The organism is Paracoccaceae bacterium Fryx2 (genome assembly GCA_032334235.1).
GTDB lineage: Bacteria > Pseudomonadota > Alphaproteobacteria > Rhodobacterales > Rhodobacteraceae > JAVSGI01.
In genome coordinates this window covers 1,614,113-1,637,420 of sequence record JAVSGI010000005.1, presented here as the reverse complement: position 1 = coordinate 1,637,420, position 23,308 = coordinate 1,614,113, and the positions used below count along the sequence as shown (strand labels likewise).

At 67.5% G+C, this 23,308-nt stretch carries 21 protein-coding genes; 11 read left to right on the top strand and 10 right to left on the bottom strand.

Features of this window, described 5'->3' with window-relative positions:
• Positions 1–9: 9 nt before the first annotated feature.
• The 5 genes from RNZ50_17145 to RNZ50_17125 form a co-directional block, all read right to left on the bottom strand.
• Positions 10–813, bottom strand: coding sequence for an ABC transporter permease (locus tag RNZ50_17145; protein MDT8856720.1), 804 nt, complete (start codon positions 811–813; stop codon positions 10–12).
• A complete protein-coding gene (locus tag RNZ50_17140) occupies positions 806–1,717 on the bottom strand; it encodes an ABC transporter permease (protein MDT8856719.1) in 912 nt (303 codons plus the stop codon). Before RNZ50_17140 ends, RNZ50_17145 begins: the two co-directional genes overlap by 8 nt.
• A gap of 4 nt (positions 1,718–1,721) precedes the next feature.
• Complete coding sequence (locus tag RNZ50_17135) at positions 1,722–2,792, bottom strand: ABC transporter ATP-binding protein (protein ID MDT8856718.1); 1,071 nt, start codon at positions 2,790–2,792, stop codon at positions 1,722–1,724.
• 87 nt (positions 2,793–2,879) lie between these two features.
• Positions 2,880–4,319: an amidase family protein gene (locus RNZ50_17130; GenBank protein ID MDT8856717.1), complete on the bottom strand. Its 1,440-nt coding sequence runs from the start codon at positions 4,317–4,319 to the stop codon at positions 2,880–2,882.
• Between the two features lie 143 nt (positions 4,320–4,462).
• A complete protein-coding gene (locus RNZ50_17125; protein ID MDT8856716.1) occupies positions 4,463–4,792 on the bottom strand; it encodes a DUF6476 family protein in 330 nt (109 codons plus the stop codon).
• Between RNZ50_17125 and RNZ50_17120 the strand changes: the two genes are divergently transcribed.
• The 4 genes from RNZ50_17120 to RNZ50_17105 all read left to right on the top strand — a co-directional run bounded on the left by RNZ50_17120 (position 4,791) and on the right by RNZ50_17105 (position 9,145).
• Positions 4,791–5,861 carry an RluA family pseudouridine synthase gene (locus RNZ50_17120; protein ID MDT8856715.1) on the top strand — a complete coding sequence of 357 codons (1,071 nt, stop codon included), beginning with the start codon at positions 4,791–4,793 and terminating at the stop codon, positions 5,859–5,861. The genes RNZ50_17125 and RNZ50_17120 overlap by 2 nt on opposite strands.
• Before the next feature lie 186 nt (positions 5,862–6,047).
• Positions 6,048–6,944, top strand: coding sequence for an RNA polymerase sigma factor RpoH (gene rpoH, locus RNZ50_17115; protein MDT8856714.1), 897 nt, complete (start codon positions 6,048–6,050; stop codon positions 6,942–6,944).
• A 155-nt stretch (positions 6,945–7,099) separates the two neighbouring features.
• Positions 7,100–8,095 (top strand): Gfo/Idh/MocA family oxidoreductase, encoded by a 996-nt coding sequence (locus RNZ50_17110; protein MDT8856713.1) that lies wholly within the window; start codon positions 7,100–7,102, stop codon positions 8,093–8,095.
• 210 nt (positions 8,096–8,305) lie between these two features.
• Complete coding sequence (locus RNZ50_17105) at positions 8,306–9,145, top strand: cobalamin-dependent protein (GenBank protein MDT8856712.1); 840 nt, start codon at positions 8,306–8,308, stop codon at positions 9,143–9,145.
• Positions 9,146–9,249: 104 nt separating this feature from the next.
• On the opposite strand, the gene RNZ50_17100 is transcribed toward RNZ50_17105, so the two are convergent.
• The 3 genes from RNZ50_17100 to RNZ50_17090 all read right to left on the bottom strand — a co-directional run bounded on the left by RNZ50_17100 (position 9,250) and on the right by RNZ50_17090 (position 13,873).
• A complete protein-coding gene (locus tag RNZ50_17100) occupies positions 9,250–11,079 on the bottom strand; it encodes a M3 family oligoendopeptidase (protein ID MDT8856711.1) in 1,830 nt (609 codons plus the stop codon).
• A gap of 87 nt (positions 11,080–11,166) precedes the next feature.
• Positions 11,167–12,792, bottom strand: a complete 1,626-nt coding sequence (locus RNZ50_17095) for an ATP-dependent DNA ligase (GenBank protein MDT8856710.1) — start codon at positions 12,790–12,792, stop codon at positions 11,167–11,169.
• Positions 12,793–12,859: 67 nt separating this feature from the next.
• Complete coding sequence (locus RNZ50_17090) at positions 12,860–13,873, bottom strand: ligase-associated DNA damage response exonuclease (GenBank protein MDT8856709.1); 1,014 nt, start codon at positions 13,871–13,873, stop codon at positions 12,860–12,862.
• Between the two features lie 182 nt (positions 13,874–14,055).
• On the opposite strand from RNZ50_17090, the gene RNZ50_17085 reads away from it, so the two are divergent.
• Genes RNZ50_17085 through RNZ50_17070 form a run of 4 tightly spaced genes read left to right on the top strand, consistent with a single transcriptional unit; the run spans position 14,056 to position 17,969 of the window.
• On the top strand, positions 14,056–15,447 hold the full coding sequence (locus RNZ50_17085) for a circularly permuted type 2 ATP-grasp protein (GenBank protein ID MDT8856708.1): 1,392 nt from the start codon (positions 14,056–14,058) through the stop codon (positions 15,445–15,447).
• A 4-nt stretch (positions 15,448–15,451) separates the two neighbouring features.
• On the top strand, positions 15,452–16,402 hold the full coding sequence (locus RNZ50_17080) for an alpha-E domain-containing protein (GenBank protein MDT8856707.1): 951 nt from the start codon (positions 15,452–15,454) through the stop codon (positions 16,400–16,402).
• Positions 16,402–17,211: a transglutaminase family protein gene (locus RNZ50_17075; GenBank protein MDT8856706.1), complete on the top strand. Its 810-nt coding sequence runs from the start codon at positions 16,402–16,404 to the stop codon at positions 17,209–17,211. The genes RNZ50_17080 and RNZ50_17075 overlap by 1 nt, the downstream gene beginning before the upstream one ends.
• Positions 17,212–17,243: 32 nt before the next feature.
• Positions 17,244–17,969, top strand: a complete 726-nt coding sequence (locus tag RNZ50_17070; protein ID MDT8856705.1) for a proteasome-type protease — start codon at positions 17,244–17,246, stop codon at positions 17,967–17,969.
• Here RNZ50_17070 and RNZ50_17065 read toward each other — a convergent pair.
• Complete coding sequence (locus tag RNZ50_17065; GenBank protein MDT8856704.1) at positions 17,966–18,898, bottom strand: alpha/beta hydrolase; 933 nt, start codon at positions 18,896–18,898, stop codon at positions 17,966–17,968. The two genes, RNZ50_17070 and RNZ50_17065, sit on opposite strands and share 4 nt — an antisense overlap.
• Positions 18,895–19,179, bottom strand: a complete 285-nt coding sequence (locus RNZ50_17060; protein MDT8856703.1) for an SCP2 sterol-binding domain-containing protein — start codon at positions 19,177–19,179, stop codon at positions 18,895–18,897. The genes RNZ50_17065 and RNZ50_17060 overlap by 4 nt, the downstream gene beginning before the upstream one ends.
• 92 nt (positions 19,180–19,271) lie before the next feature.
• Between RNZ50_17060 and RNZ50_17055 the strand changes: the two genes are divergently transcribed.
• Genes RNZ50_17055 through RNZ50_17045 form a run of 3 tightly spaced genes read left to right on the top strand, consistent with a single transcriptional unit; the run spans position 19,272 to position 23,292 of the window.
• On the top strand, positions 19,272–19,832 hold the full coding sequence (locus tag RNZ50_17055; GenBank protein ID MDT8856702.1) for a tetratricopeptide repeat protein: 561 nt from the start codon (positions 19,272–19,274) through the stop codon (positions 19,830–19,832).
• A 16-nt stretch (positions 19,833–19,848) separates the two neighbouring features.
• On the top strand, positions 19,849–22,953 hold the full coding sequence (locus tag RNZ50_17050) for a helicase-related protein (GenBank protein MDT8856701.1): 3,105 nt from the start codon (positions 19,849–19,851) through the stop codon (positions 22,951–22,953).
• A 48-nt stretch (positions 22,954–23,001) separates the two neighbouring features.
• Complete coding sequence (locus RNZ50_17045) at positions 23,002–23,292, top strand: RNA-binding S4 domain-containing protein (GenBank protein MDT8856700.1); 291 nt, start codon at positions 23,002–23,004, stop codon at positions 23,290–23,292.
• Positions 23,293–23,308: the final 16 nt, after the last annotated feature.

Genomic DNA, 23,308 nt, shown 5'->3' with positions numbered 1-23,308 from the left:
TGTGCGGGTTCAGTCCCGCTTGCGGGTCAGTATGAAAAAGGCGGTCAGCAGCGCCACGGTCAGGCCCAGCAGCACGGTCGAGATCGCGTTGACCTCGGGCGTGATGGCGCGGCGCATCTGGCCCAGCATGTAGGTGGGCAGCGTGTCCTGCCCGCCCGACTTGACGAATTCGGTTATGACCACGTCGTCGAGCGAGATCACGAAGGCCAGCATCGCACCGGCGATGATGCCGGGCAGCAAGAGCGGCAGCGTGATCCGGCGGAAGGTGCGCCAGCGGTCGGCGTAAAGGTCGGCGGCGGCAACCTCCAGGCTCAGGTCCATCCCTTCCAGTCGGGCGCGGATCGGCAGATAGGCGAAGGGGATGCAGAAGGCCGAATGCGCGATGATCAGATAGCCCAGCCCCTGATAGCCGGTCGCCACCTTGATCGAGGCGAAGAAGATCAGCAGCGCCACCGCCGTCACGATCTCGGGCACCATGATCGGCTGGTTGATCATCACATAGATGAAGGTCTGCCCCTTGAACTGCGCGCGCCGCGTGGTGCCAAGGGCGGCCAGCGTCGCCACCGTGGTGGCGATGGCGGATGCGCTGGCCGCGATGAACAGCGACCGCAGCGTGGCATCCTTGACCGTCTGGTTCTGCCAGGCCTTGGCATACCAGTCCAGCGACAGCCCTTCCCACACCGCGACCGAACTGCCCGAGTTGAAGGAAAAGACCACCAGCGTGACAATCGGCAGATACAGCAGCACGAAGGCCGTGATCGCGACGGCGGCAAATCCCGGCAGCCGCGAGGCGGAGAAGGCGCGCTCAGCCATGCGGGTTGCCCCTGTTGGCGGCGCGCACATAGATCAGCAGCGCCACCATGACGATCAGCAGCAGCGTCATCGAAATCGCCGCCCCCAGCGGCCAGTTGCGGCCCTGCCCGAACTGCAGCTCGATGAAGTTGCCGATCATCATGTTCTTGCCGCCGCCCAGCACGCGCGGCGTGACATAGGCCCCGAGCGAGGGCACGAACACCAGGATCGACCCCGCCACGATGCCCGGCTTGACGATCGGCAGGATGACCCGGCGCAGCACCGCCAGACGGCTGGCGTAAAGGTCATAGCCCGCCTCCAGCAGCCGCATGTCGAAACGGTCGATCGAGGCGAACAGCGGCAGAACCATCAGCGGCAGGTAGACGTAGGCCATGCCGATCAGCACGGCGGTATCGGTGTAGATGATGCGGATCGGCGTCTCGATCACCCCCAGCCAGATCAGTGCTGTGTTCAGAAGGCCCTCGTTGCGGATCACCTCGTTGATGGCGAAGGTGCGGATCAGCAGGTTGGTCCAGAACGGGATGGTGATCAGGAACAGCCACATCGCCCGCGCCTTCGGCGGCCGGGTGGCGATGAACCAGGCGGTGGGGAAGCCCACCGCAAAGGTGATGGCGGTGGTCAGCAGCGACAGCTTCACCGACCGCCAGAAGATCGACAGATGCGCGTCGGCCAGCGTGTAGGTGCCGGGCGCGAAGATGTCTTCCGTCCACAGGATGCCGATCCAGCCCTTCAGCGAGAAGTCCCACACCACGTTGCCATATTGCCCCGGCGTCAGGAACGAATAGACCAGCACGATCAGCAGCGGGCCCGATGCCGCAAAGGCCAGCAGCAGCAGTGCCGGGGTGGAGAGGATCCAGGCGTGGCGGGCGTTTTCGCGGCGGGCGCGGTCCTCGTTGGCCGACATTGCGTCAGTCCCCCAGCAGTTGCGCGGCGCCCGGCGCGAAGCGCAGGCCGACCTGCGCGCCACGTTGCAGGGCCGTGTCGCCGGTGGCGGGGCTTTGCAGGCGGGCCACCACCTCGGTGCCGTCGGCAAGGTGCAGGTGGCAATGGGTGTCGGTGCCGAAATAGACCCAGTCGGTAACGGTCGCGGCCAGCGCGCCCGGCTCGGCAGCATCGACCAGGCGCACCTGTTCGGGCCGGACCGCCACGGTCACCTTGCCGGGACGCTGGGCGCTGCCCATCACCTCGACCAACCCGCCGCCATCCAGCCGCACCCCGCCGGGGGCGGTGGTGCCGGGCAGGAAGTTCGACTCTCCGATGAAGGACGCAACGAAACGGTTGGCGGGCCGGGTGTAGATCTCGCGCGGGTCGCCGATCTGCAGAATCTTGCCCGCCGACATCACGCCGATGCGGTCCGACATGGTCAGGGCCTCTTCCTGGTCATGCGTCACGAAGATGAAGGTGATGCCGGTTTCAAGCTGAAGCCGCTTCAGCTCCATCTGCATTTCCTTGCGCAGCTTGAGGTCGAGTGCCGAAAGCGGCTCGTCCAGCAGCAGCACCTTGGGCTGCGGTGCCAGTGCGCGGGCCAATGCCACGCGCTGCTGCTGGCCGCCCGAAAGCTGGCTGGTCTTGCGCCCGGCGAACGCCTCCATCCGCACCAGCGCCAGCATCTTTTCGGTGGCCGCCGCAACCTCGGCACGCGGCCGGTTCAGCATTTCCAGCCCGAAGCCGATGTTCTGCGCCACCGTCAGGTGCGGAAACAGCGCATAGCTCTGAAACACCGTGTTCACCGGGCGCTTGTTCGGCGGCAGGTCGGTGATGTCGACCCCATCCAGCAATATCTGCCCCGAGGTCGGCGTCTCGAACCCGGCGATCAGGCGCAGCAATGTGGTCTTGCCGCAGCCCGAAGGCCCCAGCAGGGTGAAGAACTCGCCCTTGCGGATCTGAACCGACACGTCGTCCAGCGCCCGCACCGCAAGGTCACCCTGACCGAAAGCCTTCACGGCGTTGCGGGCTTCGACGGCTGTGGGTGCAGTCAACTTGGCATCTCCATCGCATTGGTCAGTGGCGTCCGGGTGCGCCTTGCTTGCGGCATGTTAGGCGCGCGCTTTGCCGCAGCGCAACCCTCAATGCGCCGACCTCGGCCGACGATGCCCCCAGGGCGCGGCGCGTTCCAGTTCGGCACAAAGGCTGATCAGCGTCTCGTCGGCACCGAAGCGGGCGGCGAGATGGACGCCGACCGGCAACCCGCCCGACGACATGCCCAGCGGCACCGAGGCCGCAGGCTGCCCCGAGGCGTTGAACACCGCGCAGAACGGCGAATAGGCAAAGACCCCTTCCGGGCCAGTGCGGAAGGCGACGTAATCCTCGGTCGCGTGGGAAAAGCGGCCGACGGCGGCGGGCGGCTCGGCCAGGGTGGCCGACAGCAGGATGTCGGGGCCGGTGCCGGTTTCGGGTGCGAAAAACCCGGCCATCTGGCGGCCGAAGGCGTGAATCTCTCCCACCGCCTCCAGATACCGCGTGGCGGGCAGGGTTTGCGCATGGCGCCACGCGCCGCGCCCGACGCCTTCGACCAGATCATCGGTCAGGTCAGCACCCTTCAGCGCCTTGCTGATGCCCAGCGCCGTGCCGATGGCGACGATGTCGGTCCAGGCGCGCATCATTCCCGCGATGTCGGCGGCGGGCCGCGAGGGTTCCACGTGGTGGCCGAGGCTTTCGAGCAGGCGCGCGGCGTCGAGCACGGCGGCGCGCACCTCGGGGTGGATCGCCTCGCCGGTGAAGGTGGTGTCGCACAGCGCCACCCGCAGGCGGCGCGGGGGCCGGCTGATCGCGTCGGCATGGCTGCGGATCAGCGGCGGCGCCCAGTAGGGCGCGCCGGGGTCGGCGCCTTCGCAGGCATCGAGCATCACAGCCGTATCGCGCACCGACCGTGTCAGGAAGCCGTCGATCGCCATCCCGGCCCAGCCCTCGCCGGAATAGGGGCCGTCGGGCAGCCGCGCCCGGGTCGGCTTGAACCCGAACAGCCCGCAGCTGGAGGCCGGTATCCGCACCGACCCGCCGCCGTCCGAGCCGTGCGCGAAAGGCACGATGCCGACCGCCACCGCCGCCGCCGCCCCGCCCGATGACCCGCCCGAGGTGTGGCCAAGGTTCCACGGGTTCCGCGTCGGCCCGCCATAGACCGCCGATTCGGTGGCGGGGCCTATGCCGCCCTCAGGCGAGGTGGTGCGCCCGAAGGTCACGACGCCGGTGGCGCGGATGCGCTCGAAGATCGCGCTGTTGCGGCGGTAGCGGGTATTGGCCAGCAGGCGCGAGCCGTTGTGCGAGGGAAAATCGACCGCCTCGCAGCCCAGATCTTTCAGAAGGAATGGCACGCCGCGAAACGGCCCGGCCGGCAGGCCGCGCGCGATGGCGGCGCGGGCGGCCTCTTCCTGCACCAGCACCACGGCATTCAGCGCCGGGTTCAGCCGTGCCACCGCCGAAAGCGCCGCATCGAGCAATTCGCCCGGGCTGACCGCGCCACTTGCGACAAGGGCCGCCGTTTCTGTTGCATCGGCCATGTCCGGCATGTCGCATCTCCCATTTTGCGACATGCTGCGGTGGGAAGGGCAACGCGGTCCACCCGGTTCCGCCGCAATTTTGTCGCAAATGGACTGATCGAGTGCAGCAAGGGGGGCAGGCGACGGCCGCCTGCGTGTGACGCACCCATCCGTCAGGGGCGGGTGATGGCGATCTCTTGCCGCAGGGTGCCGCCATCGGGTGTGAAGATCAGGATGCGGTCGTCGGTGGTCACGACGGCGATCCAGTCCGCGCTCTGGGTGATGGCGCGGGCCTCTGTGCCTGCGGGCAGGGCGACACTGGCGGGCAGCGTGATTTCTGCCGCCGGGGCCGGTTCGGGGCGCAGGGTCTGCGGCATTCGGGTGACAATCAGCGAAACGATCATTATGACACCGACGATCATCGTGACCGCCAGAAGGATCACGAGCCATTTCAGAAACCTGATGGTGGGCGCCAGCCCGTCAGTTGCCGGAGCCGTATCCATGGCCAATCCCCTTGCCCCCGATGCCGATGTTGCGGGCATCCTGTCCGTCGTGATAGGGCTTTCGCCCCCTGATCGGCTTGATAAGGCACTTGCCCGCGAGGTGCCAGAGGAAGCGGCGCTGTCGCGCACCCGCCTGATGCGCCTGATCGCCGACGGGGCGGTGACGCTGGACGGCGTGGCCGTGACCGACCCCAAGACCCGCGTCACCGAAGGCCAGGTCTGGCAGATCACCCCGGGCGAGGCGGTGGAGGTCGATACCCTGCCCGAAGACATCGCGCTGTCGGTGGTGTGGGAAGACGACGACCTGATCGTGATCGACAAGCCGGTGGGCATGGTGGTGCACCCCGCGCCGGGGTCGTGGACCGGCACGCTGGTCAACGCGCTGCTGCACCATTGCGGCGACACGCTGTCGGGGGTCGGCGGCGAAAGGCGCCCGGGCATCGTGCACCGCATCGACAAGGACACCTCTGGCCTGCTGGTGGTGGCGAAATCGGACCGCGCGCATCACGGGCTGGCGGCGCAGTTCGAGGACCACTCGGTCACGCGTCATTACATCGCGCTGGTCCACGGCCGCCCGGATGCCGCCGACCCCCGACTGCGCGGGATGCAGGGGGTGACTTTCGAGCATGGTGGGATTGTCAGGATCGCGACGCAACTGGCAAGGCACAAGACCGACCGCCAGCGCCAGGCGGTGATGTTCCACGGCGGCCGCCATGCGGTGACGCGGGCACGCGTGCTGGAAAGCTACGGCCTGCCGCCTGCGGTGACGCTGGTGGAATGCTGGCTTGAAACCGGGCGCACGCATCAGATCCGGGTGCACATGGCCTATGCGGGCCACGCCCTGCTGGGCGACCAGACCTATGGCGGCCGCCGCCGGGTGGCGGGCAAGTCGGTGGGCGATGCCGTGGCCGAGATGGCGAATGCCTTTCCGCGCCAGGCGCTGCACGCCGCGAGCCTTGGGTTCCTGCATCCGGTGACTGGCGAGGCGCTGGAGTTCACCTCGCCGCTGCCCCCCGACATGGCCGGGATGATTGCCGCCCTGGAAGCCGCCGTGCCGAAGAAGGGCTGACCCGCGCCCGCCTGACAATCCCGTGAATTCGCCGACACAGATCTGGCGCCGCGACGGATACCCGTTCATTTGTCGTTATATGTTCTGTGTTAGCGCAAACTTCAAAGGCGCGGGAACCTTGATGGCGCCGACATGGTTACATACGTTGATCGCCTTGCGGTTTCTGCAGGGCAGAAGGGGCAGATGATGAGCACCTACACCAACCTTCCGGCACCCAGCCCCGAACAGGGGCTGAACCGCTACATGCAGGAGATCCGCAAGTTTCCCCTGCTGGAACCGGAAGAAGAGTACATGCTGGCCAAGCGCTGGGTCGACCATCAGGATACCGAAGCCGCGCACCGCATGGTGACCTCGCACCTGCGGCTGGCCGCCAAGATCGCCATGGGGTATCGCGGCTACGGCCTGCCGCAGGCCGAGGTGATCTCGGAAGCCAACGTCGGGCTGATGCAGGCGGTGAAACGGTTCGACCCGGAAAAGGGCTTCCGGCTTGCGACCTACGCGATGTGGTGGATCCGCGCCTCGATCCAGGAATACATCCTTCGGTCGTGGAGCCTGGTGAAGCTGGGCACCACCTCGGCCCAGAAGAAGCTGTTCTTCAACCTGCGCAAGGCCAAGGCCAAGGTCGGCGCGCTGGAAGACGGCGATCTGCGCCCCGAAAACGTGACCCGGATCGCCACCGACCTGAACGTGACCGAAACCGAAGTCATCGACATGAACCGCCGCCTGTCGGGCGGCGATGCCTCGCTGAACGCAACCGTCGGGTCGGATGGCGACAGCACGACGCAATGGCAGGACTGGCTTGAAGACGAAGACAGCGATCAGGCCGGCGCCTATGCCGAGCGGGACGAGCTGGAAACCCGGCGCGAACTGCTGGTGCAGGCGATGGGCGTGCTGAACGACCGCGAGCGCGACATCCTGGTGCAGCGCCGCCTGACCGATCAGCCGGTCACGCTGGAGGAGTTGTCGGAAGCCTATTCCGTCAGCCGCGAACGCATCCGGCAGATCGAGGTGCGGGCCTTCGAGAAGCTGCAGGACAAGATGCGCGAACTGGCGCGCGGCAAGGGCATGTTGATTCCCGCCTGACCCTGCGCGAGCGAGCGCGAATTTTCTACGAAAATTCCGGCCCGCGCCCGCCGTCCGCGCCAAACGGCCGGGGTCGGGCGCGAGGCGCGACGCCACGGCCTTTCCCTTTGCGCCCTTCACGCGTAGCCTGAAGCCGCACAGGGGCGGAGGACAGCATGGCCGAGACGGTGAGATGGGGCATTCTGGGGGCTGCGGCCTTTGCCCGTGACCACATGGCCCCCGCGATCAACGCGGCCTGCGGCGCGTCTCTGTTGGCGCTTGCCACGTCGGATCCGGCCCGCGCCGCTCCCTTTGCCGCCTTCTGCCCCGGCTTGCGGGTGCATGGCAGCTACGACGCGCTGCTGGCCGACCCCATGATAGACGCGGTCTACATTCCCCTGCCGAACCATCTGCATGTGGAATGGACGCTGAAGGCGCTGGCCGCGGGAAAACACGTTCTGACCGAGAAGCCGATCGCCATGCGGGCCGACGAGATCGACGCGATCATCGCCGCCCGCGATGCTGCCGGTCTGCTGGCGGCGGAGGCTTTCATGATCGTGCATCATCCGCAATGGCAGCGTGTCCGGGCGCTGGTGGCCGAAGGGGCGATCGGCGCCGTGCGGCATGTGGACGCAGCCTTCAGCTATGACAACGGCGCCGATCCCGGCAATATCCGCAACCGCCCCGAAACCGGCGGCGGCAGCCTGCGGGATATCGGGGTCTATACCTGCGGCTCGGTCCGCTTTGTCACCTGCGCCGAACCCGAGGTGCTGGAGGCGCGGATCATCCGCGAAAATGACGTTGACACCTGGGCGCAGGCCAGCGGCACGATGGTCGGGCCGCTGGGCCGATTCACCTTTTCTTCCATGACCTCGATGCGGCTGTTCCCGCGGCAGGAGGTGGTGTTCCAGGGCGACAAGGGCCTGATCCGCCTGACAGCCCCGTTCAACGCAGGCGTGTTCGGCGAGGCGCGGGTGGAGCTGCACCAGCCCGGCCTGAAGGTGACCGTCGAACGTTTTCCCGCTGCCCGGCACTATGCTTTGCAGGTCGAGGCCTTCTGCCGGTCGGTCCGCACCGGTGCGGCATTTTCCTGCCCGCTTGAATTCAGCCGGGGCACCCAGGCGATGATCGACCGCATCTTCGCGGTGGCACAGCCGGTCGCGACCTGCTGACGCCCCGTATTGCCGGCCGCCCGCCAGCTTCGATCTGTCGCAACTTTCAGGCTTGTGTCAGGGTTGCTTGACAGTTGATACATGCTAAGGTTGCCCGATGATGGGTGGAAGAATCGCGCCGTTGTGATCAGGGTTCATCCACCGGTTGTGGGTGCGCTGCGGCCAGAACCTTCGGGATCTTCAGGTTTGCCCGTTCGGGCGGGGGGCGTCATGCGCGAACGGTCGGAACGGTCGGGTGAAATGGACCAGCGGGCCTATCAGAGGGCAAGACAGGTCTTTCAGCCTCCCCCGAAGGCCAGCCACGAACAAGCCGTCCAGGCCCTTGCCCTTGAAGTGATCGCCCGTCTTGAACGCCATTCCTCGACCCCGAGCGACGGGGCGCAGCCCAGCACCGCGGATATCGAGGCGCTCTGCGATGCGCTGTTGTCGCCCGACGACGCGCTGGCGACCGAGATGGTGATGCGCGCCCAGGCAGACGGCATGTCGGTCGACGTGCTGACGCTTGCCTATCTGGGGGATGCCGCGCGCAACCTCGGCGTCCGCTGGGACGAGGATCGCGTCAGCGCGACCGAGGTCATCATCGCGGCCGGGCGCATCTACGCCCTGCTGCGCGGCCTGCGGCGCCTGTTCATCCCGTGGGATGTCATACGCCCCGATGCCTATCGCGCCGCCTTCGCCGCCACACCCGGCGAGACGCACACGCTCGGCGTGACAATGGCGGCCGATTACCTGCGGCGCCGCGGCTGGAACATCGACCTGAAGGTCGGCCTGACGCATGACGAGGTAATAGACGAGGTCGGGCTCGCCTCCTATCCGATCATCGGTTTGTCGGCCAGTTGCTCCAGCCGGGTCTTCGCGCTTTCGCGGCTGATCGTGGCGCTGCGGGTCAGGAATCCTGGGGCGTGGATCATCGTCAGCGGCCCGATCACCACGCTTGAACCCGACCTGCTGCGGCTGGTCGATGCCGATGCCGTCGCGGCCGATCTGGCATCCGCCGAGGCGCAGATGGAAGCGCACGTGACCCGCAGACAGGCAGATCAGCAGCCCTGAGGCAACTGCCGTCGCCCGGCGGTGGCGCGGGGGGCAATCTGCAACCCCGGCAGAGTTGCAGCCCCCCCCTCATGGGGCGGCCAATCCGCCCCGGCGACCGGAGATCAGTCCTCCATCGCTTCCAGTTCGTCGATGAAGCCCGCGATCATGCTCAGCCCCTTGTCCCAGAACTTCGGGTCGCTGGCGTCCAGCCCGAAGGGCGCCAACAATTCCTTGTGGTGCTTTGACCCGCCCGCCTTCAGCATGTCGAAGTATTTCTCCTCGAACCCCGGCATCCCGTCGGCGTAGGCGGCATAGAGCGCGTTCACCAACCCGTCGCCGAAGGCATAGGCATAGACGTAGAACGGCGAATGCACGAAATGCGGCACATAGGCCCAGAAGGTCTCGTAGCCGTCCATGAACTCGAACGCGTCGCCCAGGCTTTGCGCCTGCACGCTCATCCAAAGCGCGTTGATGTCGTCGGGGGTCAGCTCGCCCTCCGCCCGCGCCGCATGGAGCTTGCATTCGAAATCATAGAAGGCGATCTGGCGCACCACGGTGTTGATCATGTCCTCGACCTTGCCCGCCAGCAGGGTCTTGCGCTCGGCGGGTGTCTGCGCGACCTCCAGCAGGCGGCGGAAGGTCAGCATCTCGCCAAAGACGCTGGCGGTTTCAGCCAGGGTCAGTGGAGTCGATGACAGCAGTTCGCCCTGCGCCGCCGCCAGCACCTGATGCACGCCGTGGCCCAACTCATGCGCCAGCGTCATCACGTCGCGCGGTTTGCCAAGGTAATTCAACATGATGTAGGGATGCACCGTGCTGACCGTCGGGTGCGCGAAGGCGCCCGGCGCCTTGCCCGGCTTCACCCCGGCGTCGATCCAGCCTTTGGTGAAGAACGGCTCGGCCAATTCTGCCATCCGGGGCGAGAAGGCGGCGTAAGCCTCAGTCACCGTGCGGCGCGCGGCGTCCCAGTCGACGACCTTCGGCGTGTCGATCGGCAGCGGCGCGTTGCGATCCCAGACCTGCATCCGCTCCAGCCCCATCCACTTCGCCTTCAGCCGGTAATAGCGGTGGCTCAGCTTGGGGTAGGCCGCGACCACCGCATTGCGCAGCGCCTCGACCACCTCGGGCTCGACGTGGTTCGACAGGTGCCGCCCGGTCTGCGGCGTGGGCATTCCGCGCCAGCGGTCGTGGATTTCCTTTTCCTTGGCCAGGGTGTTGTGCACCCGCGAGAACAGCTTGATGTGGGTGTCGAACACCGCCGCCAGCGCCCGCGCCGCCGCCTCGCGCTTGGTGCGGTCGGGATCGGTCAGCAGGTTCAGCGTCGCCTCCAGGTTCAGCGGTTCCGCCTCGCCCGCCACCTCGAACATCAGCCCCGCCATGGTCTCGTCGAACAGCCGGTTCCATGCCGAGGCGCCGACCGTCGACTGGTCGTGCAGGAACCTCTCAAGCTCGTCCGACAACTGGTAGGGCCGCATGGCGCGCATCCGGTCGAACACCGGCCTGTAGCGCGCAAGGTCGGCATTTTCCGCCAGCAGCCCCGCCAGATGCGCCTCGTCCAGCCGGTTGAACTCCAGGCTGAAGAACACCAGCGGCGTGGTGAATGCGGTGATGCGGTCCTGGGCGTCGGCCATGAACTTGGCGCGCTCGCTGTCCATCGTGTTCTGGTAATAGCGCAACCCGGCATAGGACATCACGCGCCCGGCTGTCACGTCGATAGCCTCGTATTCCCGCACGCAGGCCAGCAGCCCCGCCGCATCCAGCGCCGAGAGCTTGCCCTGATAGCGGGCCGCAAAGGCCGCGCAGGTCGACTCGAGCCAACCCATGTCGCGGCCAAATTCGGGCGCGTCGGGGCTGGCATAAAGATCGCGCAGATCCCAGTCGGGCAGCTTGCCCAACCCGCCCCCGGCAGAGGCATTGGCATCGAACACGGGGCTGGGCAGGGGCAGCGTCATTTCGGACCTCACTCTGGTTTCGCCACACATAGGGTCACGTTCCACGGTTCCGCAAGGAAAAGTCCCGGTCTTTCCCTTCTTCTGTTCTCAAATATCCCCGGGGGTCCGGGGGGCTGGCCCCCCGGTCTGTGCCCCAAGCAGCGCCCGCAGGCTGTCCAGCGTATCGATCTCGTCGGCCGTCTTGTCGTGCCGCCAGCGCAACATCCGCGGAAACCGCAGCGCGATGCCCGACTTGTGGCGCGGGCTGGCCTGGATGCCCTCGAACCCGATCTCGAACACCAGGTCCGGCGGCACCCGGCGCACCGGGCCAAAGCGTTCCAGCGTGTTGGCCCGGACCCAGCGGGTGATTTCGCCAAACTCGGCGTCGGTCAGGCCGGAATAGGCCTTGGTGAAGGGCACGAGGTCATTGCCGTCGCGCACCGCAAAGGTGAAGTCGGTGAACAGTGTCGCGCGCCGACCGTGGCCGGACTGGGCGTAGATCATCACCGCATCGACGCTGTAGGGGTCGAGCTTCCATTTCCACCAGTCGCCCCGCTTGCGCCCGACATGGTAGGGCGACGAAAGACGCTTCAGCATCAGCCCCTCGGCCTGCCGGTCGCGGGCGGTGGCGCGGGCGGCGGCAAGGGCGGCCCAACCTGTCACCTCCAGCCGGGGCGAGGCGGCGATCGGCAGGCCCGGGGGCAGGGCGGCCAGCACCGCCTCCAGCCGGGCGCGGCGGTGCGACAGCGGGGCGGCACGCAGGTCGGTCCCGGCATCCTCCAGAAGGTCATAGGCCAGCAGTTGCACCGGCGCCTCGGCCAGCAGCTTCTTCGGCACCGTCACCCGGCCCAGCCGCCTTTGCAGCGCGGCGAAGGGCAGCGCCGCACCGTCGCGCCACGTCAGCACCTCGGCGTCGATCACCGTGCCGGGCGGCAGAAAGTCAGCCAGAACAGCCAGTTCGGGGAAGCGGCCGGTCATCAGTTCCTCGCCGCGCGACCACAGCGCGAAGGCATCGGGCCGCACGATCAGCTGGCCGCGGATGCCGTCCCATTTCCATTCGGCAAGCCAGTCCTGCGGCGGACCGAGGTCTTCGGGCGCGCCCTCCAGCGGCGAGGCCAGCGCGAAGGGGTAGGGCCTGCGCCCCTGCCCGCCATCGCCCGCCTCGGCGATCAGGTCGGCAAAGCGCGTGGTTGCGGGCGTCCAGTCGCCCATCAGGCGGTGCGCCAGCGTCGGCTCGTCGATTCCGGTGGCCTGCGACAGGGCCCGCGTCATCAGCCCCTGGCTGACCCCCATGCGAAAGCCGCCGGTGATCAGCTTGTTGAACAGAAACCGCTCTTGCGGCCCGAGCCCGTCCCAGGCCGCCAGGATCGCGGCCCGGCGCGCCTCGGCCGGCTGGCCGGTGATGGCAATCAGCGCGGCCATCCAGTCGGACAGGCTGCGCGGGTCGGGGTGGCCCGGCGCGGGCAGGATCAGCGCGATGGTTTCGGCCAGGTCGCCGACCACCGGATAGGCTTCCTCGATCAGCCACAGCGGCAGGCCCGCCGCCTCGGCCGCCCAGAGCCGCAGTTCGGTGGCGGTGGCCGCGCGTTTCGGGCGGCGGCCCGACAGCAGCGCCACGGTCCACAGCCGGTCAGGCTCGGGCGCGTCGCGCAGATAGGAGGCAAGGGCCGCGACCTTGGCGGTGGTTTTCGTCGTATTGTCCAGCGCCTCGAACAGGGCGGCGAAGCGGATCATCGCGCAAGGCCCGGCGTGGCACCCGGACCGGGCGCAGGGGGGTATTTGGGCCAAGAAGAAACATGGATCATGGCTCTGCTGCCCCGGCGGTGTCGGTATCGTCGCCGGTGTATTCGGTCTGCACGATGCCCGCGTCGTAGCCTTCGCTTTCAAGCCAGCGGCGAAAGACCGATGTGTAGCCGTGGGTCACGAAGACCCGTTCTGCCCCGGTGGCGCGGATGGCGGCGTTCAGCCCCGGCCAGTCGGCGTGATCGGAAAGGATGAACCCGGTCAGGCTCCGCCTGCGCCGCACGCCGCGCAGCGCCATCCAACCCGAGGCGAAGGCCTCCGCCGACGGGCCGAGGCGCGCGGCCCAGGCGCTGCCCAGCGCCGAGGGCGGCGCGATGACCAGCGCGCCGGGGTGGCTCTTGCCATCGACCCCGGCGCGGACCGGCACGGTCGCGGGCAGGGCATAGCCCTGGGCGCGCAGCACTTCGGTGGTTGCCTCGACCGCGCCATGGGTCAGGATCGGGCCGCAGTCTCCCAGTGCCGCCATGATGCGCTGTGCCTTGCCAAGCCCGTATGCCCCGAGGATCGACACCCGACCTGCCGCCGCATTGGCCGCCCACCAGCGCCGCAGATCGGCCATCACCGCCGCCTGCGGCTGCCAGCGGAAGACCGGCAGGCCAAAGGTGCATTCCGTGATGAAGGCGTGGCAGGGCAGCGGCGCGAAGGGTTCCGACAACCCGTCGGGTTCCACCTTGTAGTCGCCCGAAACCACCCAGACCTCGCCCGCCCGTTCCACCCGGATCTGCGCCGATCCTGGCACATGCCCGGCCGGGTGGAACGACACCGTCACCCCGCCGATCCGGCGCGGCTCGGCCCAGCCGATGCCATCGAGCGCAATCGCGCCCAGCCGGTGGCGGATCACCGGGCCTGCGGCATGGGTGGCAAGGTAGGCGCCATGGCCGGGGCGGGCGTGGTCGGAATGGCCGTGCGTGATCAGCGCGCGGTCCACCGGGCGCCATGGGTCGATGAAAAAACCGCCATCGGGGCAGAAAATGCCCCGGTCGGTGAAACTCAGAACCGGGTCGCGCGTCATGGATGCCAGTTTAGCGCGGGGCACGCCTTGCGCCAGCCGCAGTTGCGCCCAAATAAACGGCACCTTCCCCAGACATGCCCCCGAAAATGCGATCCAGCCCTTCCCCCCCGCCGAAGCGGCTGATTAACTGACATCAATGCAGGGACAGGGATGACCGAACGGTGAAGACCTTTTTCAACGAGATGTATCACAAGGATGCCGTCCGCCCGCCCTATGCCCGGCTGGAAGACTGGATGCGCGCCATGCCGGCGGAGCTGCGCCAGATGAAGCAGGCCGAGGCCGAGGCGCTGTTTCGCCGGATCGGCATCACCTTCGCCGTCTATGGCGAGGGCGGCGACCCCGACCGGCTGATCCCGTTCGACATGTTTCCGCGCGTGTTCACCGCGACGGAATGGGCGCGGCTGGAACGCGGCATCAAGCAGCGGGCACGGGCGCTGAACGCCTTTCTGGTCGATGTCTATGGGCGGGGCGAGATCGTGCGGGCGGGGCGGATTCCGGGGCGGCTGGTCTATCTGAACGAGGCATACGAGAAGACCGTGGTCGGCTTCGTGCCGCCGAAGGGGGTCTATTCGCATATCGTGGGGATCGACCTGGTCCGCACCGGGCCGGATGATTTCTTCGTGCTGGAAGACAATTGCCGCACGCCCTCGGGTGTCAGCTACATGCTGGAAAACCGCGAGATCATGATGCGGATGTTCCCGGACCTCTTCCGCGAGAACCGGATCGAGCCGGTCGACAGCTATCCCGAAAAGCTGCGCCGCACCCTGGCCAGCGTGGCGCCGGCCAAATGCAACCACGAACCGACCGTGGTGATTCTGACGCCGGGGCATTTCAACTCGGCCTATTACGAGCACAGCTTCCTGGCCGACCTGATGGGGGTCGAACTGGTCGAGGGGCAGGACCTGTTCGTCGAGGGCGAATTCGTCTTCATGCGAACGACCGAAGGGCCGCGCCGGGTGGACGTGATCTACCGCCGGGTCGATGACGCCTTCATCGACCCGCTGTGCTTCCGGCCCGACAGCATGCTGGGGGTGCCGGGGCTGATGGATGTCTATCGCTCGGGTGGCGTGTCGATCTGTTCGGCCCCGGGGGCGGGGGTGGCCGACGACAAGGCGGTCTACACCTATGTTCCGGAAATGATCCGCTTCTATCTGGGGGAAGAGCCGATCCTGAAGAACGTTCCGACCTGGCAATGCGCCAAGGAGGACGATCTGAAATATGTGCAGGAACACATGGCCGAACTGGTGGTGAAAGAGGTGCACGGCTCTGGCGGATACGGGATGCTGGTAGGGCCGGCCTCGACCAAGGATCAGGTGGCGGCGTTCCGCGAGCGGGTTCTGGCCGACCCGCACAACTACATCGCGCAGCCGACTTTGGCGCTTTCGACCACGCCGACCTTCGTGGCCGAAGGCATCGCACCCCGCCATGTCGATCTGAGACCCTATTGCCTTGTCGGCGAAGGGGTGGAACTGGTGCCGGGCGGATTGACCCGCGTGGCTTTGAAGGACGGCAGCCTTGTGGTGAACTCGTCGCAAGGCGGGGGCGTCAAGGATACCTGGGTTCTGGCGGAGTGACAGCATGCTGAGCCGGACGGCTGACAATCTTTTCTGGATCGCCCGTTCCATCGAACGCGCGGAAACCGCCGCACGCCTGCTGGAAGTGGGGTCGCGCATCTCGCTGCTGCCCTCGATCCACGGCTATCGCAGCGAATGGGACAGCCTGTTGCAGGCATCGGGCACCGCCGTGGCCTTCGGCAAGAAATACGGCGACCCGGTGCAGCGCAACATCGAAAGCTTCCTGTTCTTCGACCGCGACAACCCGTCGTCGGTGGCAAGCTGCATCACCACGGCGCGCGAGAACGCCCGGATCGTGCGAACCGCACTGACGACGCAGGTGTGGGACGCGCTGAACACCGCGTTCCAGGAACTGCGCGAGCTGGAGCGCACGCCGCGCAGCCAGCTTGAACTTTCGGTGCTGACCGAATGGACTATGCGCCATGCCGCCATGCTGCGCGGCACGATCGACGCCACGCTGTTGCGCAACGATGGCTGGGATTTCCTGAACCTCGGCTGCTTTCTGGAACGGTCGGACAACACCGCCCGCCTGATGGACGTGAAGTATTACGTCCTGCTGCCCAAGGTCGATTACGTCGGGACCGGGGTCGATACCTACCAATGGACGACGCTGCTGCGCGCCATGTCGGCGCACCGGGCCTTCCACTGGGCCTATGGCGGCGAGGTGACGGCGGGCAAGATCGCGCATTTCCTGATTCTGAACCCGCAATGTCCGCGGTCGCTGATCACCTGCATGCAGGGGGTCAACCTGCATCTCGACCGGCTGGCGCGCAATTACAGCAAGACCACGCCCGCGCAGGAAAAGGCGCGCAACCTGATGGCGGGGCTGGCGGAATTGCGGGTGGACGACATCTTCGAGGAAGGGCTGCACGAATTCCTGTCGCGCTTCATCCGCGAAACCGCGAGCCTCGGGGCCGTGGTGCATGACACCTATCTTAGCGGGGATTTGCGTTGATGCTGCTGACGGTCGATCACGTGACGCGCTACCGCTACGACCGCCCGGTGCGCGGCATCGTGCAAAGCCACCGCCTGCAACCCTCGCTGTTCGACGGGCAGCGGGTGATCAACTGGCAGGTGACGGTCAGCGACGGCTGCAAGGGCGGCGGCTTTCGTGACGGGGCGGGCGACTGGGTGCAGGCCTGGTCGGTGCTGGGGCCGGTGACCGAGGTCGAGGTTGCGGTGCGCGGCACGGTGGAAACCCATGATCTGGCGGGGGTGCTGCGCGGGCACCGCGAGATGGTGCCGCCCGAATGCTACCTGCGCGACAGCCTGCCCACCCGCGCCGACGCGGCGCTGTGCGAACTGGCGCTGGTGGCGCAGGGCTCCGATGGCCCGCTGGAGGCCGCGCACCGCCTGTCCGGCGCGGTGGCCGATGCCATCGCCTATCGGCCGGGCGCGACGCAGGCCCACACCACCGCGGCCGAGGCGCTGGCGCTGGGCGAGGGCGTCTGCCAGGATCACGCGCACGCCCTGCTGGCGGTGGCGCGCTGGCACGGGCTGCCGGGCCGCTATGTCTCGGGCTATCTGATGCTGGACGAGGACATCGCGGCGCAAGAGGCGGCGCACGCCTGGGCCGAGATATGGATGCCGTCGCTGGGCTGGGTCGGATTCGATCCGGCGAACCGCTGCTGCCCGGATGACCGCTATATCCGGCTGGGATCGGGGCTGGATGCCCAAGATGCTGCGCCAATTCGCGGCACAACCCGCACACCTGGGGCAGAAAGTCTTGATGTCACTGTTGCGGTTCAGTTCCAGCAGCAATAGGGTTGCCGCTTGTGGGATGAACTGGGGCGACAATGACCTATTGCGTGGGGCTTTTGCTGAACGACGGCATCGTGTGCCTGTCCGACACCCGCACCAATGCGGGGCTCGACAACATCTCGACCTATCGCAAGATGTTCGTGTTCGAGGAACCGGGCGAGCGGATCATCACCATCATGACCGCGGGCAGCCTGTCGGTGACGCAGACCACGCTGGCGCGGTTGCGCGACGCGATGGAAGATGTTGATGCCGATCACGAAACCTCGATCATGAAGGCGCCGACGCTGCTGAAGGTGGCCGAGATCGTCGGCAACATGCTGGCCAGGGTGCGCAGCGAGATCGACGAGAAGCTGGCGGCGATGAACCAGGGGGCCACGGCCAGCATGATCGTTTCGGGTCAGCGCCGGGGCGGCACGATGCGGATGTTCCTGATCTACCCCGAAGGCAATTTCATCGAGGCGACCGAAGACACGCCGTTCCTCCAGATCGGAGAACACAAGTATGGCAAGCCGATTCTCGACCGGGTGGTAAAGCCCACGACCAGTCTGGCCGATGCGCAGAAGGCGGTGCTCCTGTCGATGGATTCGACGCTGCGCTCGAACCTGTCGGTCGGAATGCCGCTTGATCTGCTGGTGATCGAACGCGATGCCTGCCGCGTCGGCCTGCGCCGCAGGATCGAGCGTGACGACGTGGCCTTCCGCGCCATGAGCGATGCGTGGTCCAAGGCGCTGCGCGACGGTTTTACCCAGATCTCGCTCTAGCCGTCGAACAGCGCGCAGGCGGCATCGAAGAACCGCGCCCGGATCGCGGCGGTTTCCATGATGACCTCATGTTCCGCCCCCGGCACGACCTCCAGCCGTCCCTTGGGCCAATTTGCCATGCGGGCCTGCACCGGGGCCGGGTCCACCACCCGTTCCCGGCTGCCGATCATCGTCAGCGCGGGCAGGTCGGGCGCGGGCAGGGCGGCCAGCGCGCGGCATTCGATCAGCGCGGCGCGCAGCCAGCCAAGGCTCGGGCCCCCCAGGCCCAGTTCCGGATGCTCCGCGACCTGTCGCTGCATCAGCGCATACATCTCCGGGTCTGTGGTCAGCACGTTGTCCTCGAACGGCGCGTCGGCAACATAGGTCGCGGCCGAGGTGCCGGGCGCGTAGCGGTGGCTCTGGCCCGCCCATTGCGCGGCCCAGCCCAGCGTTGTCGCCACCGGGCGCAGCGCGGGCGTGATGCGGATGCCCCACATCGGTGCCGAAAACACCGCCGAGCGCACGGGCAGCCCCATCATCACCGAGCGCAACGCGATGCACCCGCCCATCGAATGCGACATCAGGTGCCGCGGCCCCGGCAGGTACAGCGTGTCGGCCAGATCGGCCAGCGCCTCGACATCCAGCTGGAACTCGCTGAAATCGCCGACATGCCCGGTCATCGGGTCGGCCAGCGCGCGGTCCGAAAGGCCCTGACCGCGCCAGTCGATCACCAGCGTATGATAGCCGCGCGCCGCCAGATCGCCCGCCGCGATGCCGTATTTCTCGGCATATTCGCTGCGGCCGGGGAACAGCAGCACGGTGCCTTTCGCCTGTGGCGCAGGCCAGTGCGCCGCCCGCAGCCGCACGCCGTCGGCCGCCGTCAGCCAGAATGCCCGGCCGTCGGCCGGACCTTCTGCTATCCCGGCGTAAAGGGGGGCGGTATCGCTCAACTCAGAACCGCGCCGACCTTCATCGCCAGCCCCATCGAACCGTCAACCGACAGCTTGCCCGTCATGAAGGCCATCGTCGGGTTCATCTCGCCCGCGAGAATCGCGCGGAACACGTCCGCGCTGGCGGTCATCGTCACCTCGGCGTCAAGGTCGCCGGGGCGAACCCCGTCCTGATCCATCATGATCGACCCTTCGCCGGGAATCACGAACTTCACCACGCCGTCAAAGCTGGGCACCTTTTTCGCCAGCGCATCGACCGCATATCCGATCACGTCACTCATGCCTGTTCTCCCTTGCGGCCAGAGCCTGGCCGTCCCGATTTCGTGAGCGGCGGGATATGGCTTTTCCGCACCGCCCTGCTAACATCAGGACTATGAAAGCGCAGGGCTGGTTACACAATCGTATCGTTGCGGCAGTCCTGCCGATTTTTCTGGCCTGCGCGCCGGTTGCCGCGCAAACGCCCGAACTTGATGCCTTGTTCGACAGGCTGGCCACCGCCGACGAACGTGCCGCCGGGCGGATCGCGTCGGATATCGGGCGGGTCTGGTCAAGGTCCGGCTCGGCGGCGATGGACCTTTTGCTGCAACGCGGCCGCGACGCGATGGAGTCGGGCGACCTGCCCGCCGCGATCGAGCATCTGACCGCCCTGACCGACCACGCCCCCGATTTCGCCGAAGGCTGGAATGCCCGCGCGACCGCCTATTTTCAGGCAGGCGACTTCGGCCCCTCGGTGCAGGATATCCGGCATGTGCTGGCGCTGAACCCGCGCCACTTCGGCGCGCTGGCCGGATTCGGCATGATCCTGGAAGAACTGGGCCGCGATGCCCAGGCGGTCGAGGTCTACCGTGCCGCCCTTGCTATACATCCCCACCTCGAGGGGGTATTGGAGGCAGTGAAACGGCTGGAAGGCAAGGCAGCCGGCCAGGAACTCTGACAACAGGCCAGCCTTGATGCGCGCGAATGCCAGGGTGGTGGCGGTCCTCGGGCCGACCAACACCGGAAAGACCCATTACGCCATCGACCGGATGCTGGCGCATCGCACCGGGGTGATCGGCCTGCCGCTGCGCCTCTTGGCGCGCGAGGTCTACGACCGGATCGTGGCGGCGCGCGGGCCTTCCGTGGTGGCACTGGTGACGGGCGAGGAGCGCATCGTTCCCGAACGCACCGCCTACTGGGTCTGCACCGTCGAGGCGATGCCGCAGGAGATCGGCGCCGACTTCGTCGCCATCGACGAGATCCAGCTTTGCGCCGACCCCGAGCGCGGCCACGTCTTCACCGACCGCCTGCTGCGGGCGCGCGGGCTGCTGGAAACGCTGTTCATGGGCTCTGACACCATGAAGGGCGCGATTGCGGCGCTGGTGCCCGGCGTCACCTTCATGAAGCGCGACCGGTTTTCCACCCTGACCTGGGCAGGTTCGAAAAAGATAAGCCGGATGCCCCCGCGCAGCGCCATCGTCGGGTTTTCGGTTGAAAATGTCTATGCGATTGCCGAACTGATCCGCCGCCAGAAGGGCGGCTGCGCGGTGGTGATGGGCGCGCTCAGCCCCCGCACGCGCAATGCGCAGGTCGCCCTCTATCAGAATGGCGACGTTGACTATCTGGTGGCGACCGATGCCATCGGCATGGGGCTGAACCTCGATATCCATCACGTCGCCTTCGCCGCCACCGCCAAGTTCGACGGGCGGCGGATGCGCTCGCTTTATCCGCAGGAGCTGGGGCAGATCGCCGGCCGCGCCGGGCGGCACCTCGACCCCGGCACATTCGGCGTCACCGGCGAGGCCCGGCCGCTGGACGACGAGGTGGTGAACGCCATCGAGAACCACCGCTTCGAGCCCCTGCGCAAGCTCAGCTGGCGCAACGAGGCGCTGGAGTTCGGCACCGTCGCGCGGCTGATCGGCAGCCTTGAGGCGCCGACCTCGAACGAATGGCTGTCGCGCGCGCGCGAGGCCGACGACCTCGTGTCGGTGAAGATCCTGTCCGAACTGCCCGAACTGCGCGACCGGCTGCGCACCCCGCAGGCGGTGCGCCTGCTGTGGGATGTCTGCCGCATCCCCGATTTCCGCAGCGCCTCGGGCAGCGAACACACCACGCTGCTGGCGCGGATCTTCGAGTTCCTGCAGGATGGCCGGGTGCCCTCGGCGTGGCTTGCTGCGGCCATTGCCCGGATCGACCGCAGCGACGGCGATATCGATGCAATCTCAAAACGGCTGGCCTATATCAGGACGTGGACATATGTCGCGCAGCGCCGGGGCTGGGTGGAAGACGAAAGCCATTGGCGCGACGAGACGCGCGCTGTAGAAGACCGCTTGTCGGATGCGCTTCATGCGCGGCTGACGCAAAGATTTGTTGACCGGCGCACCAGCGTTCTGCTGCGGCGGTTGAAACAGAAGGAGAGCCTTGTGGCCGAGGTGAATGACAAGGGTGAAGTGACGGTAGAGGGCGAGTTCGTCGGCCGTCTGGAAGGATTCCGCTTCCGCCAGGACGCGTCCTCCTCGCCCGACGAGGCGAAGACGCTGCGGCTTGCCGCAGTGCAGGCCTTGCGGCCCGAGTTCCATCTGCGGGCGGACAAGTTCTACAACGCCCCCGATACCGAGATGGATTTCACCGAGCAGGGGGGCCTGATGTGGGGCACCTCGGCGGTGGGCAAGCTGGTGGCCGGGTCCGAGGCGCTGCGTCCGCAGGTCGAGGCTTTCGTCGACGAGGATGCCGGCCACGAGGTCGCCGAAAAGGTGCGCCGCCGCCTGCAGCACTTCATCGACCGCAAGGTTGCCGCCCAGTTCGAGCCGCTGATGGCGATGAGCCGTGACGAGACGCTGACCGGCCTTGCGCGCGGCTTCGCCTTCCGGCTGGTCGAGGGGCTGGGCCTTCTGCCGCGCGACGGCGTGGGCGAAGAGGTCAAGGCGCTGGATCAGGAAGCCCGCTCGGTGCTGCGCAAGCATGGCGTGCGCTTCGGTCAGTTCACCATCTTCCTGCCTCTGCTGCTGAAGCCCGCGCCGACCCGTCTGCGGCTGGTGCTGTGGTCGCTTATGCAGGGCTTGCAGGAATTTCCCGAAAGCCCGCCGCCGGGCCTGGTGACGATTCCCTACCTGCCTGAAGTGCCGCGCAACCATTACACTCTGGCGGGCTATCACCCGGCCGGGGTGCGGGCGATCCGGATCGACATGCTGGAACGTCTGGCCGACCTTCTGCGTGCCAAGGACAGCCGCGCCGGCTTCGAGGCGACGCCCGACATGCTGTCGATCACCGGCATGACGCTGGACCAGTTCGCCGGGCTGATGACGGGGCTGGGATACAAGGCCGAAAAGGGCGAACGCCCGAAGGTCCGGCCCGAGGCTGCGTTGGCGGTTGCAACCCCGGCGGCCGAAGCCGTTGATGCGGCCCCTCTGGCGGAAGCCGTCGACGCGGCCCCGGCGGCCGAAGCCGTGGACGCGACTGCGCCAGCCGACGACGCCCCCATCCCGGCGGAAGCGGCAATCGAGCCGGTTGCCGTCGCGGTTGAACCAGCCATCGAACCTGCCGCAGACACCCCGGCACCCGAGCCGGTCGCAGTGGAGATGGAAGCCTTCTGCACCTTCACCTGGGCGCCGCGTCCCCGTGGTGGCGAGGGTCGCGGGCCGCGCGCCCGGGGCGACCAGCCCCAGCGTGCCCCGCGCGAAGGCCAGCCGAGCGGCGAACGGCGCGGCGACCGCCCGCCGCGCCCGCGCGGCGACCGCCCGGCCGCGGATGCTGCCGCGTCGGCATCCGATGCCGCCGCGCCTGCACAGCCCGCGACCGAAGCCCCCCGCCCCGAACGCCGCGACCGCGGTGCCGAGGGTGGCTACAAGGGCCATGGCGGTGGCGGCAAGCCCGGCGGCGGTGGCAGGCCCGGCGCCAAGGGCGGCAAGCCCTTCGAGGGCAAGGGCGACCAGGGCGACCGCGGCGGCGACCGTGGCGGCAAGGACCGCCCCGACCGCAGCCCGCAGAACAAGACCCACGAGGCCCGGCCGCCGCGCGTCGACAAGATCGACCCCGACAGCCCGTTCGCTGTTCTGGCCGCCCTGCGCAACCGGACGTGACATTTGGCAGGCCCCGGGGCAAAGACCGTTCCGGGGTTGCCAGACGCGATGCGGCTCGACAAATGGCTGTGGCAGGCGCGGTTCTTCCGCACCCGCGGGCTGGCAACGGCCGAGGTGGCAGCGGGCCATGTCCGGGTCAACGGCGTCAAGGCCGCCAAACCCGCCCATCCGCTGCATTCCGGCGATGTGCTGACCTTCCCGCAGGGCGGGCGCGTCCGCCTGATCCGGGTTCGGGCGTGCAGCCAGCGCCGGGGTCCGGCCGCCGAGGCGATCCGGCTCTATGTCGATCTTGACGCAACCGAGGACGCGGGGAACCCCCTTGTCCGCTTGAATGATTGATCCATGTGGTCTAGCA